A 15,161-nucleotide genomic window follows, 5' to 3' on the forward strand; every position below is an offset into this window, starting at 1 on the left:
TCAGCCCGCCATGTTACTTAATGGACATCCCTTTGACCAGAATCCAGTGTCCTAAAGCGGTTCATTTTCTACTGCCTGGTGCGCTGGTGGAGCCTCGTTCAATGAGCTCACAGTCCAGCAAACGCGAACCACTACTCACGGCTTGCCCATTAAGTTGATCTAATAGCAGCAACATGGCTTCTCGCCCAATATCGAAACGGGGTTGCGCTACTGTGGTAAGTGGTGGGTCGCAGAATTGTGAAAGAGCGATGTCATCAAAGCCCATGATTGATAAATCTTCTGGCACGCGTAAGCCGCTGCGCTTGGCCTGAGACAGTGCACCCAGTGCCATAACGTCGCTATGGCAGAACACGGCAGTCGGTGGATTAGGTAACGCCAGTAATTTCGCTAACGCCGCCGCACCGGCTTCATAGGTGAAGTTTCCCCGCGCAATGTAATGCGGATCGACCACCGTTCCTGTGCGGCGTAATGCCTGCACGTACCCTTGCAAGCGGTAGTGACAAAGCGGCATCTCTTCAGGGCCAGCAATACAAGCTATTTTTTGATGACCAAGTTGCTGCAGATAATAAACGGCGTTAAACGCGGCCGTCAGGTTATCAATATGAACGGTCGGCAGTTCCAGTTCAGGCGCAAATTCGTTCGCCATGACCATTGGCGGTAAATTGCGTTGCTCTTCAATGCTGGCATCGAAGGGAAGACGTGATCCGAGCAATAGCATCCCGTCAATCTGCTTGGTGATGATCAGATTGATGAAGGTTTTCTCTTGCTGGTTTTGATGGGCGCAATCACCGATCAAAACCAAATAACCTTGTCCCGCCGCCGTCACTTCTATACCGCGAATAATTTCGCTAAAGAAGGGATCGCAGATATCCGGGACAATAACCAGAATGGTGCGTGATTCATTACGCTTTAAATTTCGCCCCAATGAATGGGGTAAATAACCGACGGCTATTGCCGCTTGTTCCACACGATTACGAGTACTTTGCGATACTTTGTCCGGGTTCATTAGTGCCCTGGACACTGTTGCGGTTGAGACTTTCGCCTGAACAGCAACGTCTTTCATGGTTGCATTGGCAACCAGATTCTTCGGCTTCAACTTCTCCTCCTCGCGTGCACTCCACAGGTGCTGACAACGTCCCTGGTGTCTGACCATGTTCACATTCTTAGCAGAAATTGATGTACCTTGGTTACAGTTATTTCATTAAAAGTGTGATGCTTGTTGAATTTTTCGATCCGCTTCTCATATCCACAGCCATTTGTGCTACCCGTCTATCGGGTCAACATCCAGCATCCACTTCACCTTACGTGATTCCGGTAAGGTATTGACCAGTTTCAACGAATGGCTAACCAGGCGTTGCAAACGTGCGCGCGAAGGATGTTGCAGCAGAATTTGCCAGCGGAAACGCCCGCCTCGCTTAGGCTGCAAACAGGGAACCGGCCCCATAATCCATAACTGCTCATCTCGTAATGGGCTGGATTCCAGTAGATTGCGCAATTGCTGCAAGAAAAGCGGAGCTTGATGATTATTCTGATCTTCCGCGCGGAACATGATGTGGCTGGTATACGGCGGTAAAAAGACCGTCTGGCGTTCTTTAAGAGCCTGATTTGCGAAGTCGTCGTAACCTTTGGTGAGCAATGTTTGTAATAAAGGATGCTCAGGATGGTGCGTTTGTAGCATGACTTCGCCTTGCTTACCTGCTCGTCCAGCGCGTCCAGAAACCTGAATGTAGAGCTGGGCAAAGCGCTCCGCGGCGCGGAAATCGGCTGAAAACAGTGCACCATCAACATCCAGCAAAGCCACCAGTGTCACGTCGGGGAAGTGATGGCCTTTAGCTAACATTTGCGTGCCAATCAAAATCCGCGCACCGCCACGATGGACTTCCGCCAGTTGTTGTTCAAGAGCCCCTTTTCGGCTGGTGGTATCGCGATCGATGCGCGAAATCGGTACGCCCGGGAATTCCGGTGCAAGGCTGTGTTCAAGTTGCTCCGTTCCCATTCCGACCGGAACCAGATTGGTTGAACCACAGTGTGGGCACTGCTGAGGAACCGGTCTCTGGCTGTCGCAATGGTGGCAACGCAAATGGCGCTGGCCCTGATGATAGGTGTAGTAGTGATCGCAACGTGGGCATTCCGCTATCCAACCACACTCATGGCACAGCAGGGCGGGGGAAAATCCACGACGGTTGAGGAACAGGATCACCTGGTTATCAGCCTTCAGATGCTGACCAATCTTTTTGATAAGCGCAGGTGCCAGGCCCGATTTCAGCGGCTGTCCTTTTAAATCCACCACTTGTTGTGTTGCTGGGCGTGCATTACCGGCACGCTTTGTCAGGCGTAGCTGCCGATATTTTCCCAACTGAACGTTGTGCAGAGTTTCCAGTGCGGGGGTCGCTGAGCCAAGAATGATGGGGATATCTTCCGCATGTGCGCGATACACGGCTAAATCACGAGCGTGATAGCGCCAGCCTTCTTGCTGTTTATAGGAACTGTCGTGCTCTTCATCAATCACGATAACGCCGAGTCGGCAAAACGGTGTAAACAGCGACGAGCGTGTGCCAATCACAATCGCCGCCTCGCCGCTACGTGCTTTTAACCACACGGCAAGACGTTCGCTGTCGTTAAGCCCAGAATGCAGAACTTCGACCGGTGCGTTAAAGCGTTCACGGAAGCGGGCGATGGTTTGTGGCGTCAACCCAATTTCTGGCACTAACACCAATGCCTGCTTGCCCTGCGCCAGGACGTTTTCCAGCACACTGAGATACACCTCCGTTTTACCGGAACCAGTAATACCCGCCAGAAGCCAGACCGCAAAGTGGTCAGCCGAACTGTGAATGGCACCGATCGCGGTGGCTTGCTCGGTGTTCAGGCGTAAACGTTCACCTTCAACGGAATAACTGTCGCGCCAGTCAGTGGTAGCAGGTGCGGCACTTTTCAGGTCGCACAAACCTTTAGCGCGTAAAGCCTGCAACCCCGCCTCGTTGATTTCCAGCTCGCTTACCTGATGGCGCCAGATGATATTTTGCCGAACAGCCGCCAGCGCCTGTTGCTGCTTGGGAGCCCGTTTGAGGCTGTTAAGGTCAACAGCTTTGCCTTCTTCGGTGGCGAACCAGTACCACAACGGTGCGTGATGCGCCGCTTTACCCTGGCGCAGCAAAATAGGCAGCGCATGGAAAAGTACATCGCCAAGCGGGTGGTGATAGTACTCGGCGGCCCAAAGTAGAACGCGCCAGAGCGATACAGGAAACAGCGATTCGCCATCCAGAACGTCTGCCACTGGCTTTAGCTCATTGAGCGGCAATTCGCTGTGCTCGCTCACGGCCACAACAATCCCAACTGCCTGGCGTTTACCAAACGGCACCATGACACGACAACCTGATGCCACCTGCATTCCAGCGGGAACGAGGTAGTCAAAAGTTCGAGCAAGGGGAACCGGCAAAGCGACGTGGGCTACAGACATTAAGGCTTCCAGGCTGATCGGGCTGATAAAAATGACGAGATAGTGTACACTGTGTGTTCCAGAAAATGCGGATCAGTTTGCATCCTCTGGCGGGGTTCTGTATGATTCGCCGCCTTTGATGCGCAGTTTTTGGTATCAAAAAACCTAATTTATCAACTTCGCGTGGTGTCTGGCGTTAGGGCTGGAAGAGCGACGCGGCCTTATACAGAGGTTTTCCATGAAAAAGAATATTCACCCGAACTATGCAGAAATTACTGCAAACTGCTCTTGCGGTAATTCTATCAAGATTCGCTCTACCGTGGGTCATGATCTGAACCTGGACGTATGTGGCGAATGCCACCCGTTCTACACTGGCAAGCAGCGTGATGTTGCTACCGGTGGCCGCGTTGATCGCTTCAACAAGCGTTTCAGCGTACCAGGCGCGAAGAAGTAATTCGCTGCACGGTAGTAAGAGAAAGGCGCCTAACGGCGCCTTTTTTGTATCTATTGTTTCTGTAACCGATAGCATTCGAGTTGTTGGTAGGCGGCAAGGGAACGAATCCCCGGGAGCTTACTCAACTAAGTGACTGGGGTGAATGAGTGCAGCCAACACCCCAGCAACTTGAAGGATGACGGTTAGAGTTAGTATTCCCAGGTCTCTGGATCAATCCCCAGCTCGCGCATAATCACCTTCGCCGCCTCAGGAATTTCATCGCTACGTTCTTTGCGCAGGTCTGCATCGTTTGGCAACGGTTGACCAGTAAACGCATGCAAGAATGCTTCGCACAGGAGTTCACTGTTAGTTGCGTGACGCAGGTTATTCACCTGGCGACGGGTACGCTCATCGGTAAGGATTTTTAACACCTTCAGAGGAATGGAAACCGTAATTTTCTTTACTTGCTCACTCTTCTTCCCGTGCTCAGCGTAAGGGCTGATATATTCGCCGCTCCATTCAGCCATGAGATACTTAATCCTCTTATCAATGTATATATGCTTCAATCGGACGAGTCACGACGGAAGCGATTTTCTGGACGTAGTGTACAGCGTTTATTGATTCGCGGTGTGCGACGCTATCACCCTAAAGTGTATAATTTTAACGGCTATTGCGCGTTTGCTCAATCTATACGCAAAGAAGTTTAGATGTCCAGATGTATTGACGTCTAACTCACCAGTGTTTACTCTGGGGTCTGACCTTTATTCGACCAGCAAGGATTAGAGAGCCATGACGCGTAAACAGGCAACTATCGCAGTACGTAGCGGTTTGAACGATGACGAGCAATACGGCTGCGTTGTACCGCCGATCCATCTCTCCAGTACTTATAATTTCACCGGGTTTAACGAACCTCGCGCGCATGACTATTCGCGTCGTGGGAATCCTACGCGTGATGTTGTACAGCGCGCACTGGCCGAACTGGAAGGGGGCGCGGGTGCAGTGCTGACAAATACCGGCATGTCAGCCATCCACCTGGTCACAACTGTTTACCTGAAACCAGGCGATCTTTTGGTGGCTCCGCATGACTGTTACGGCGGTAGTTACCGACTTTTTGATAGCCTGGCAAAACGCGGCGCATATCGCGTTTTGTTTGTCGATCAAGGTGATGAAGCAGCATTGAGTGCGGCACTTAACGAAAAACCAAAACTCGTGCTGGTCGAAAGCCCAAGTAATCCCTTGTTACGAGTGGTAGATATTGCGAAAATCTGCTCGGCTGCGCGTGAGGCAGGGGCAATCAGTGTGGTGGATAACACCTTCCTGAGCCCAGCACTGCAAAACCCGTTGGCATTGGGCGCGGATCTGGTTCTGCACTCTTGTACTAAGTACCTGAATGGTCACTCAGATGTTGTAGCGGGTGTGGTGATTGCGAAAGATGCAGAAACCGTCACTGAGCTTGCCTGGTGGGCAAACAACATTGGCGTAACCGGCGGTGCTTTCGATAGCTACTTGTTGCTGCGTGGCCTGCGTACACTTTTACCACGTATGGAAATGGCGCAACGAAATGCACAGGCGATTGTTGATTTCCTGCAAACACAACCGTTGGTGAAAAAGCTGTATCATCCTTCGCTGCCAGAAAACCAGGGCCATGAAATTGCTGCTCGTCAGCAAAAAGGTTTTGGCGCGATGCTGAGTTTTGAATTTAATGGCGACGAGCAAACGCTGCGTCGATTCCTGAGTAGCCTGACTCTCTTCACTTTGGCGGAATCGCTGGGTGGGGTAGAAAGTTTGATTTCACACGCGGCGACGATGACCCATGCGGGCATGGCGCCAGAAGCGCGTGCTGCTGCGGGGATTTCAGAATCCTTGCTGCGTATTTCGACTGGCATTGAAGATAGCGAAGATTTAATTGCTGACCTGGAAAATGCGTTCCGGGTTGCGGCCGAGGGGTAAGCATGAGTGTTTCAGCACCAGCAGGGACGCCGGTTCGTCAACTGCATAAATTTGGTGGCAGTAGTCTGGCAGATGTGAAGTGTTACCTGCGCGTTGCGGGGATTATGGCCGAGTACTCTAATCCTGGCGATATGATGGTGGTTTCCGCCGCCGGTAGCACAACCAACCAATTGATTAACTGGTTAAAATTGAGCCAAAGTGATCGTCTTTCTGCTCATCAGGTTCAGCAAGCACTGCGTCGTTATCAGAGCGAGTTGATAAGTGGCCTTGTGGCACCTGATGTGGCTGATAGCTTAATTGGTCAGTTTATTCATGATCTTGAGCGTCTGGCGGGTTTGCTGGATGGCAAAATGACCGAGGCAGTGTATGCCGAAGTCGTGGGGCATGGTGAAATTTGGTCTGCACGTCTGATGTCTGCGGTGCTGAATCAGTTAGGCCATCCAGCCGCGTGGCTGGATGCGCGTGAATTTATGCGCGCTGAACGTGCTGCTCAACCACAAGTTAACGAAGGCTTATCCTGGCCTTTGCTGCAAGAACTCATGGCGCAACATCCGCATAAACGCCTCGTGGTCACCGGCTTTATTTGTCGTAATGACGCGGGTGAAACTGTGCTGCTTGGCCGTAATGGTTCTGACTATTCTGCCACTCAGATTGGTGCACTGGCTGGGGTTGCCCGTGTGACTATCTGGAGTGACGTTGCTGGGGTTTACAGCGCTGATCCACGTAAAGTGAAAGATGCATGCTTGCTTCCACTCCTACGCCTTGATGAAGCAAGTGAATTGGCTCGTCTGGCAGCACCTGTACTGCACGCTCGTACATTACAGCCTGTTTCCGGTAGCGACATCGACCTGCAATTACGTTGCAGCTACTCTCCGGAACAAGGCTCAACACGTATCGAACGTGTGCTGGCGTCTGGTACTGGCGCACGTATCGTCACCAGCCACGACGATGTCTGCCTGATTGAACTGCAGGTTTCGCCGCAGACTGATTTTAAGCTGGCGCACAAAGAGCTGGATACGTTATTAAAACGTGCTCAGATTCGCCCGCTGTCAGTGGGTGTTCACCCCGATCGTAACCTGCTGCAACTTTGCTATACCTCAGAAGTTGCAGGCAGCGTGTTAGAAACGCTACAGAAGGCGAACCTGCCTGGCGAATTGCGTCTGCGTGAAGGCCTGGCGCTGGTGGCAATGGTCGGTGCGGGTGTGTGCCGTAACCCACTGCATAGCCACCGCTTCTGGCAGCAACTAAAAGACCAGCCTGTTGAGTATATCTGGCAGTCTGAAGACGGAATTAGTTTGGTTGCGGTACTGCGTGTTGGACCCACCGAAAACCTCATCAAGGGCCTGCATAAGTCGCTGTTCCGCGCTGAAAAACGTATTGGTCTGGTGCTTTTCGGGAAAGGGAATATTGGTTCTCGCTGGCTGGAACTGTTCGCCCGCGAGCAAGAAACTATCTCAGCGCGTACCGGTTTTGAATTCGTTCTGGCAGGTGTGGTGGACAGTAGCCGCAGCTTGCTTAATTACGAAGGGCTGGACGCCAGCCGTGCGCTCGCTTTCTTTAACGATGAAGCGGTAGAGCAGGATGAAGAATCACTGTTCCAGTGGATGCGCTCGCATCCATATGACGATTTAGTGGTTCTGGATGTGACGGCGAGTGAGCAATTGGCCGATCAGTATCTTGATTTTGCCAGTCATGGTTTCCACGTTATTAGCGCCAATAAACTGGCTGGTGCCAGCAACAGCCAGAAGTATCGTGAAATCCGCAATGCATTTACCAAGACGGGTCGCCACTGGCTGTATAACGCCACCGTGGGGGCGGGTTTACCGGTGAACCATACCGTTCGTGATTTGCGTGAAAGCGGCGATTCAATTCTCGCCATCAGCGGTATTTTCTCCGGTACGCTCTCCTGGCTGTTCCTGCAATTCGATGGCACTGTGCCGTTTACCGATTTGGTGGACCAGGCCTGGCAGCAGGGGTTAACTGAACCTGACCCACGTGTTGATCTCTCCGGGAAAGACGTGATGCGCAAGCTGGTGATTCTTGCCCGTGAAGCGGGTTATGACATCGAACCGGATCAGGTACGTGTTGAATCGCTGGTGACAAACGGCAGCGAAGAAGGTTCTGTTGACCATTTCTTTGAAAATGGTGATGAGCTGAATGAGCAGATGACTCAGCGTCTGGAAGCGGCTCAGGAAATGGGTCTGGTACTGCGCTATGTCGCGCGTTTTGACGCTAATGGGAAAGCGCGAGTGGGTGTGGAAGCTGTGCGCCCTGAGCATCCTCTGGCTGCGTTGCTGCCGTGCGATAACGTGTTCGCCATTGAAAGCCGGTGGTATCGCGATAACCCGTTGGTTATTCGTGGACCGGGTGCAGGACGTGATGTGACGGCTGGCGCTATTCAGTCTGATCTTAACCGTCTGGCGCAGTTGCTGTAAATTTCTGCGACACAGAAATACTGAGGCCAGCTTTTGCTGGCCTTTTTTTATCGTTTATATCGAACATGAAGAAATTTCAACTTGATTGAGAATTCCTCATTTCTTGTGTTGAATTTTCAGTTGACGACATCACGCTTTTCCTTCATCTTGCTATCTGGACGTCTAAACGTCTGAATGCAACAAAACACAACACCACATAATAAAATGCGATTGATGAGGTAAGGGTATGAGCTTTTTTCACGCCAACCAGCGGGAAGCACTAAATCAGAGTCTGGCCGAAGTCGCTGGGCAAATTAACGTTTCCTTTGAGTTTTTCCCGCCGCGCACCAGTGAAATGGAACAAACCCTTTGGAGCTCAATTGATCGGCTCAGCAGCCTGAAACCAAAATTTGTCTCCGTGACTTACGGCGCAAATTCTGGCGAACGTGACCGTACACATAGCATCATCAAGGGTATTAAAGATCGCACGGGTCTGGAAGCGGCACCGCACCTGACCTGTATTGATGCAACTCGTGAAGAACTGCGCACCATCGCGCAGGACTACTGGAATAATGGCATCCGTCATATCGTCGCCCTCCGTGGTGATTTACCGCCAGGCGGTGGCAAGCCAGATATGTACGCGTCGGATTTGGTGACGTTACTGAAAGAGGTTGGTGACTTTGATATTTCTGTCGCCGCTTACCCGGAAGTTCACCCTGAAGCGAAAAGTGCGCAGGCTGATCTTATCAACCTCAAGCGCAAGATTGATGCCGGCGCAAACCGTGCTATCACTCAATTCTTCTTCGATGTAGAAAGCTATCTGCGCTTCCGTGATCGCTGCGCTGCTGCGGGTATCGACGTAGAAATCGTGCCGGGTATTCTGCCAGTCAGTAACTACAAGCAGGCACACAAATTTGCCACCATGACCAACGTGCGCGTTCCGCACTGGATGGCGCAAATGTTTGAAGGGCTGGATAACGACGCAGAGACGCGCAAAATGGTTGGTGCCAATATTGCGATGGATATGGTGAAAATCCTCAGCCGTGAAGGCGTGAAAGATTTCCATTTCTATACGCTAAACCGCGCAGAGATGAGTTACGCAATTTGCCACACACTGGGTGTTCGCCCGGCAATCTGATTCAAAAAATGGCCCGCAAGGGCCATAACTTTCTCCGCAGTCCATTCACGCATCTTTCTTCATATCCCTCAAACTTTTAAGGGTTAATTTTAAAAGTTTATGAGGCTGACACGTTCCTTTAAAAAAACTTTTGCTACCTTGCTCCTGACCAGAAGGAAATAACTATCAAATCTGTAGTTTTTTTCATCTATAACTTATCTGCAGAGATGTATATCCTGGTATTAAAACAGTGAGAGGGAGCAGGAATATGAGCACAAACGAAAACGATCATAATACGTTGTCAGCAGGAAAGTGCCCGTTTCATCAGGGCGGTCAGGATGTAAGTGCTGGAGCGGGAACAAGCACTCGTGACTGGTGGCCAAAACAACTTCGCGTAGACCTTCTTAATCAACACTCCAACCGCTCAAACCCCTTGGGCGAAGATTTCGATTACCGTAAAGAATTCAGCAAACTTGATTATTCTGCGCTGAAAGGCGACCTCAAAGCATTGTTAACTGATTCTCAGCCATGGTGGCCTGCAGACTGGGGCAGCTATGCCGGGCTGTTTATTCGTATGGCCTGGCATGGTGCTGGCACCTATCGTTCAGTCGATGGTCGTGGTGGCGCAGGTCGTGGTCAGCAGCGTTTTGCTCCTCTTAATTCCTGGCCGGACAACGTGAGCCTTGATAAAGCTCGTCGCCTGCTGTGGCCAATCAAACAAAAATATGGTCAGAAAATATCCTGGGCTGATCTTTATGTGCTGGCGGGGAACGTGGCGCTGGAAAACTCCGGCTTCCGTACCTTCGGTTTTGGCGCTGGACGTGAAGACGTTTGGGAACCTGATCTCGATGTGAACTGGGGTAACGAAAAGGCGTGGCTTGAGCATCGTGATCCTGAAGCGCTCGCCAAACGCCCATTAGCCGCGACCGAAATGGGGCTGATTTATGTTAACCCTGAAGGGCCAAATGCCAGTGGCGAACCACTCTCAGCGGCCGCTGCCATTCGTGCTACTTTCGGCAATATGGGGATGAACGATGAAGAGACTGTTGCGCTGATCGCTGGTGGCCATACGCTGGGTAAAACCCACGGTGCGGCTGAAGCAACCCATGTAGGCGTCGATCCAGAAGCTGGCCCTATTGAAGCACAGGGTTTAGGCTGGACGAGCAGCCACGGAAGTGGTGTTGGTGCTGATGCGATTACTTCTGGCCTGGAAGTCGTCTGGTCACAAACACCGACTCAGTGGAGTAACTACTTCTTCGAGAACCTGTTCAAATTCGAATGGGTGCAGACGCGCAGCCCGGCTGGTGCCATCCAGTTTGAAGCAGTGGATGCGCCAGAAATCATCCCTGATCCTTTTGACCCATCGAAAAAACGTAAGCCGACAATGTTGGTCACCGACCTGACGCTGCGTTTCGATCCGGAATTCGAGAAAATTTCACGCCGTTTCCTTAATGATCCGCAGGCGTTCAATGAAGCTTTTGCCCGCGCATGGTTCAAGCTGACTCACCGCGATATGGGGCCAGTAGCGCGCTATATCGGACCGGAAGTGCCAAAAGAAGAACTGATTTGGCAGGATCCGTTGCCGAAAGCAACATTCAGCCCAACGCCCGCCGATATTGATCACCTGAAAGCAGAAATTGCCCATTCCGGCCTGTCTGTCGGTGAACTGGTGTCTGTGGCGTGGGCGTCAGCGTCTACTTTCCGTGGCGGTGATAAACGTGGCGGCGCCAATGGTGCGCGCCTGGCACTGGCCCCTCAGCGTGGCTGGGATGTGAATGCCGTTGCAGCTCGTGTTCTGCCAGCGCTGGAAGCGATTCAGAAAGCGTCTGCTAAAGCTTCACTGGCGGATATCATCGTACTTGCAGGTGTCGTGGGTGTTGAACAGGCGGCGGAAGCTGCGGGAATTAGCGTACGTGTTCCGTTTATTCCTGGACGTGTGGATGCCAGCCAAGATCAGACTGATATCGAGATGTTCAACCTGCTTGAGCCTGTAGCGGATGGATTCCGTAATTACCGTGCTCGTCTGGAAGCGGCGACAACAGAGTCATTGCTGATTGATAAAGCGCAGCAATTGACGCTGACCGCACCGGAACTGACTGTGCTGGTGGGCGGCCTGCGTGTGCTGGGTGCCAATTTTGACGGCGGTAAGCAAGGGGTATTCACCGATCGCCTGGGTGTTCTCAGTAACGATTTCTTTGTCAACCTGTTGGATATGCGTACCGAATGGAAAGCCACAGACGCCTCTTCTGAGTTGTTTGAAGGCCGTGACCGTCAGTCGGGGGAAGTGAAACATTTGGCGACTCGTGCGGATTTGGTCTTTGGTTCCAACGCGGTACTGCGCGCACTCGCGGAAGTGTATGCCAGTGGTGATGGCAAAGAGAAATTGGTGAAAGACTTTATCGCAGCATGGGTGAAAGTGATGAATTTGGATCGCTTTGACCTGAAATAAGCCGGTATCAGACATAAAAATCCCCGCGTGAATGCGGGGATTTTTTTATCATGATTCTTGTCGTTAACCCGTGTTACGCATACCTGCTGCAACACCCGCGATGGTCACCATCAGCGCTTGTTCAACCTGCGGATTTGGCTCTTCACCTTTCTCTTCCAACTGACGCGAGCGGTGCAGCAATTCAGCCTGCAACACGTTTAGCGGGTCGGTATAGATATTTCGTAGCATGATAGATTCGGCAATCCATGGCAGGTCAGCCATCAGATGCGAGTCGTTGGCGATATCCAGTACCACTTTGATATCCGCTTCCAACTGGTCGCGTAGCTGTTTACCCAGCTTCCACAGTTCTGGTTTCACCAGACGCTGGTCATAGTATTCCGCCAGCCATAGGTCAGCTTTGGCAAATACCATTTCCAGCATGCCAAGACGCGTGGAGAAGAATGGCCAGTCGCGGCACATTGTTTCCAGTACGTCCTGTTTGCCGTCTTCTACTACTTTTTGTAGCGCGGCACCGGCACCCAACCAGGCAGGAAGCATCAAACGGTTCTGCGTCCAGGCAAAGATCCATGGAATGGCGCGCAGGGACTCAACACCACCGTTAGGTTTACGTTTCGCAGGACGTGAACCCAGCGGCAGTTTACCCAACTCCAGCTCAGGTGTGGCCGAACGGAAGTACGGCACGAAGTCTTCGTTTTCGCGGATATATCCACGATACATATCACAGGAGGTCACAGACAGATCCTCCATGATGTTTTTCCACTCTTTTTTCGGCTCTGGCGGCGGCAAGAGGTTGGCTTCCAGAATCGCGCTGGTATAGAGCGACAGGCTGCTGATGGTGATTTCCGGCAGACCGTATTTGAAGCGAATCATCTCACCTTGCTCGGTCACACGCAGGCCACCTTTCAGGCTTCCAGGCGGTTGAGAAAGCAGAGCTGCATGCGCTGGCGCACCGCCACGGCCAATAGAACCGCCGCGTCCGTGGAACAACGTCAGGGTGATTCCGGCTTTTTCGCAGGTTTTGATTAGCGCATCTTGTGCCTGGTACTGTGCCCAGGAAGCAGCCATTACGCCTGCATCTTTCGCGGAGTCAGAATAGCCAATCATGACCATCTGTTTGCCCTGAATGAAGCCACGATACCAGTCGATGTTCAATAACTGGGTCATGACGTCATCGGCATTGTTCAGGTCATCGAGGGTTTCAAACAGCGGAGCTACTGGCAGCGCGAAGGTGCAACCCGCTTCTTTCAACAGCAAGTGGACTGCCAGCACGTCAGACGGAGTTTTCGCCATGGAAATAACATACGCAGCGATAGAACCATGTGGTGCTTCGGCAACCACTTTACAGGTTTCCAGCACCTCACGGGTGTCGCTGCTAGGTTCCCACTGACGTGGCAGCAGTGGGCGCTTAGAATTCAGTTCGCGGATCAGGAAGGCTTGTTTGTCAGCTTCTGACCAGCTTTCGTAATCACCAATGCCCAGGTAGCGAGTCATTTCACCTAGCGCTTCGGTATGACGAGTGCTTTCCTGACGGACATCAATGCGCACCAACGGCACGCCGAAGCATTTCACGCGGCGCAGGGTATCGAGTAATTGTCCGTTGGCAATGATGCCCATGCCGCATGCTTGCAGCGACTGGTAACACGCGTAGAGCGGTTCCCAAAGCTGTTCGTTTTGCGTCAATAAACCTTCTGGTTTTGGTAGGCGCTGGCCTTTCAGGCGAGCTTCTAACCAGGCTTGAGTCGCCAGTAATTGCTGACGAATGCCTTTCATAATGCAACGGTACGGTTCTTGAGCGGCGTCAGGGCCGGCCAGTTTACTCAGTTCCGGAGTACATTCCACCATGGAAAGCTCGGAAACCAGGACCTGAATATCACGCAGGAACAGGTCAGTTGCTTTCCAGCGGCTGAGCAACAGCACGTGGCGGGTGATGTCGGCAGTAACATTTGGGTTGCCGTCGCGGTCGCCACCCATCCAGGAGGTGAAACGTACCGGAACAAAATCGACCGGCAGTTTGTAATTCAGATTGTCTTCGAGTTGTTCATTCAGCTCACGCAAGAAGTTAGGAACCCCTTCCCACAAGCTGTTTTCTACTACCGCAAAACCCCATTTCGCTTCATCTACTGGAGACGGTCGCAGTTTGCGAATTTCATCGGTGTGCCACGCCTGTGCTACCAACTGGCGCAGACGGCGCATGATCTGGTTGCGTTCATAATCTGCGATATCGCTATGGTCGAGTTGTTTCAGGCAGGTATTAACTTCAACCAGCTTATGAATCAGGGTGCGACGGGTAATTTCGGTTGGGTGTGCGGTCAGGACTAATTCCAGTGACAATGACTCAACAGCATCACGAATGGCCGTTTCGCTAATATCCGGCTGATTTTTTAATTTTTGGATTGTCTTAGCGATAACTTCGGGATTACTGGCGGCTTCGCCATTAGAGGAAATGCTGTGATATTGCTCGGCGGTGTTGGCCAGGTTCAGGAACTGACTGAACGCACGCGCTACGGGGAGTAGTTCGTCGTTAGACAGGTTCTGTAACGTAGTGAGCAACTCCTGGCGATTGGCTTCATTGCCCGCCCGTGATGACTTCGACAACTTACGGATTGTTTCTACCCGGTCAAGGATGTTTTCACCTAACGCATCTTTGATTGTATCCCCGAGTAACTTGCCGAGCATACTGACATTACTTCGCAAAGCGGAATATTGTTCGTTCATTGTAGTCCCACACACCCCATCTTTTATGTAACTTAATTTCACCCGTGAAGGTTCAACACCGTCTTTATAAAGCCACGTAAGTCTTCTTTCGTCAATTGCTACGAAATCGTTTCAGCAAACGAATAAATTACGCTAATTCATGAAATTTAATTACCAACTTCGTGGATAAGCATTTCTTATAACTTCCCTTCATACTTCAAGCCACATCTTTGTTGGCAGCGTTCGCTTACCCCAATCACTGACTTATGTAAGTTCATCGGGATTAACGAGAGACTCCTGTCTCTCGCCGGAGGCCAGCCATAGGCTGGTCAAATTCGTTCCCGACGAATTTGTCGCGCTCTTGCCGCCGGGATGCAACTCGAATTAATTAGGGTAAATACACAAAAAAGTAGCTGAAAAAGGGGGCAAAACCCCCTGAATCGCTATTTTTCAATGCCAGCAAAAATGATGCACAACCTGTGTAATGAGTTTGCGAGTTGGCTCGATAAACCGTGTTTCGAGGTATTCGTCCGGCTGGTGTGCCTGGTTTATAGAACCTGGTCCCAGAACCAGCGTCGGGCAAATGGTCTGAATAAATGGTGCTTCGGTGCAGTAGTTCACCACTTCTGTTTGCGCGCCTAATAACTTTTCGACCACTTGTACTAGCT

General features: G+C 51.5%; 10 protein-coding genes. 5 read left to right on the top strand and 5 right to left on the bottom strand.

All coding sequences use genetic code 11. The features are described 5' to 3' along the window. Window positions 1–61: 61 nt before the first annotated feature. Window positions 62–1,096, bottom strand: coding sequence for a DNA-binding transcriptional regulator CytR (gene cytR / locus VJY99_RS17375; RefSeq protein WP_324120712.1), 1,035 nt, complete (start codon window positions 1,094–1,096; stop codon window positions 62–64). 165 nt (window positions 1,097–1,261) lie between these two features. Then, window positions 1,262–3,457: a primosomal protein N' gene (gene priA / locus VJY99_RS17380; RefSeq protein ID WP_324120714.1), complete on the bottom strand. Its 2,196-nt coding sequence runs from the start codon at window positions 3,455–3,457 to the stop codon at window positions 1,262–1,264. 217 nt (window positions 3,458–3,674) lie between these two features. On the opposite strand from priA, the gene rpmE reads away from it, so the two are divergent. Further along, window positions 3,675–3,890: a 50S ribosomal protein L31 gene (gene rpmE / locus VJY99_RS17385; protein ID WP_034500060.1), complete on the top strand. Its 216-nt coding sequence runs from the start codon at window positions 3,675–3,677 to the stop codon at window positions 3,888–3,890. A 188-nt stretch (window positions 3,891–4,078) separates the two neighbouring features. Here rpmE and metJ read toward each other — a convergent pair whose 3' ends face one another. Further along, a complete protein-coding gene (metJ, locus tag VJY99_RS17390) occupies window positions 4,079–4,396 on the bottom strand; it encodes a met regulon transcriptional regulator MetJ (protein ID WP_034461414.1) in 318 nt (105 codons plus the stop codon). A gap of 262 nt (window positions 4,397–4,658) precedes the next feature. Between metJ and metB the strand changes: the two genes are divergently transcribed. From metB to katG, 4 genes are all read left to right on the top strand, one after another. After that, complete coding sequence (gene metB / locus VJY99_RS17395) at window positions 4,659–5,819, top strand: cystathionine gamma-synthase (protein WP_324120716.1); 1,161 nt, start codon at window positions 4,659–4,661, stop codon at window positions 5,817–5,819. A gap of 2 nt (window positions 5,820–5,821) precedes the next feature. After that, window positions 5,822–8,254, top strand: a complete 2,433-nt coding sequence (locus VJY99_RS17400; protein WP_324120718.1) for a bifunctional aspartate kinase/homoserine dehydrogenase II — start codon at window positions 5,822–5,824, stop codon at window positions 8,252–8,254. A 226-nt stretch (window positions 8,255–8,480) separates the two neighbouring features. Then, on the top strand, window positions 8,481–9,371 hold the full coding sequence (gene metF, locus VJY99_RS17405; RefSeq protein WP_324120720.1) for a methylenetetrahydrofolate reductase: 891 nt from the start codon (window positions 8,481–8,483) through the stop codon (window positions 9,369–9,371). Between the two features lie 247 nt (window positions 9,372–9,618). Beyond that, window positions 9,619–11,799 carry a catalase/peroxidase HPI gene (gene katG, locus VJY99_RS17410; protein ID WP_324120722.1) on the top strand — a complete coding sequence of 727 codons (2,181 nt, stop codon included), beginning with the start codon at window positions 9,619–9,621 and terminating at the stop codon, window positions 11,797–11,799. A 63-nt stretch (window positions 11,800–11,862) separates the two neighbouring features. Here katG and ppc read toward each other — a convergent pair whose 3' ends face one another. Then, window positions 11,863–14,514, bottom strand: a complete 2,652-nt coding sequence (gene ppc, locus VJY99_RS17415) for a phosphoenolpyruvate carboxylase (protein ID WP_324120723.1) — start codon at window positions 14,512–14,514, stop codon at window positions 11,863–11,865. A gap of 429 nt (window positions 14,515–14,943) precedes the next feature. Further along, on the bottom strand, window positions 14,944–15,161 hold a 218-nt coding region (locus VJY99_RS17420), incomplete at its 5' end, for a M20/M25/M40 family metallo-hydrolase (RefSeq protein WP_324120725.1).

Source organism: Buttiauxella sp. (assembly GCF_035271705.1).
In the GTDB taxonomy this organism is placed as follows: Bacteria; Pseudomonadota; Gammaproteobacteria; order Enterobacterales; family Enterobacteriaceae; genus Buttiauxella.

Coding starts and splice junctions, on each gene's coding strand:
- katG (WP_324120722.1), top strand. CDS start 9,619: ATGAGCACAAACGAAAACGATCATAATACGTTGTCAGCAGGAAAGTGC.
- metF (WP_324120720.1), top strand. CDS start 8,481: ATGAGCTTTTTTCACGCCAACCAGCGGGAAGCACTAAATCAGAGTCTG.
- VJY99_RS17400 (WP_324120718.1), top strand. CDS start 5,822: ATGAGTGTTTCAGCACCAGCAGGGACGCCGGTTCGTCAACTGCATAAA.
- ppc (WP_324120723.1), bottom strand. CDS start 14,514: ATGAACGAACAATATTCCGCTTTGCGAAGTAATGTCAGTATGCTCGGC.
- metJ (WP_034461414.1), bottom strand. CDS start 4,396: ATGGCTGAATGGAGCGGCGAATATATCAGCCCTTACGCTGAGCACGGG.
- priA (WP_324120714.1), bottom strand. CDS start 3,457: ATGTCTGTAGCCCACGTCGCTTTGCCGGTTCCCCTTGCTCGAACTTTT.
- rpmE (WP_034500060.1), top strand. CDS start 3,675: ATGAAAAAGAATATTCACCCGAACTATGCAGAAATTACTGCAAACTGC.
- metB (WP_324120716.1), top strand. CDS start 4,659: ATGACGCGTAAACAGGCAACTATCGCAGTACGTAGCGGTTTGAACGAT.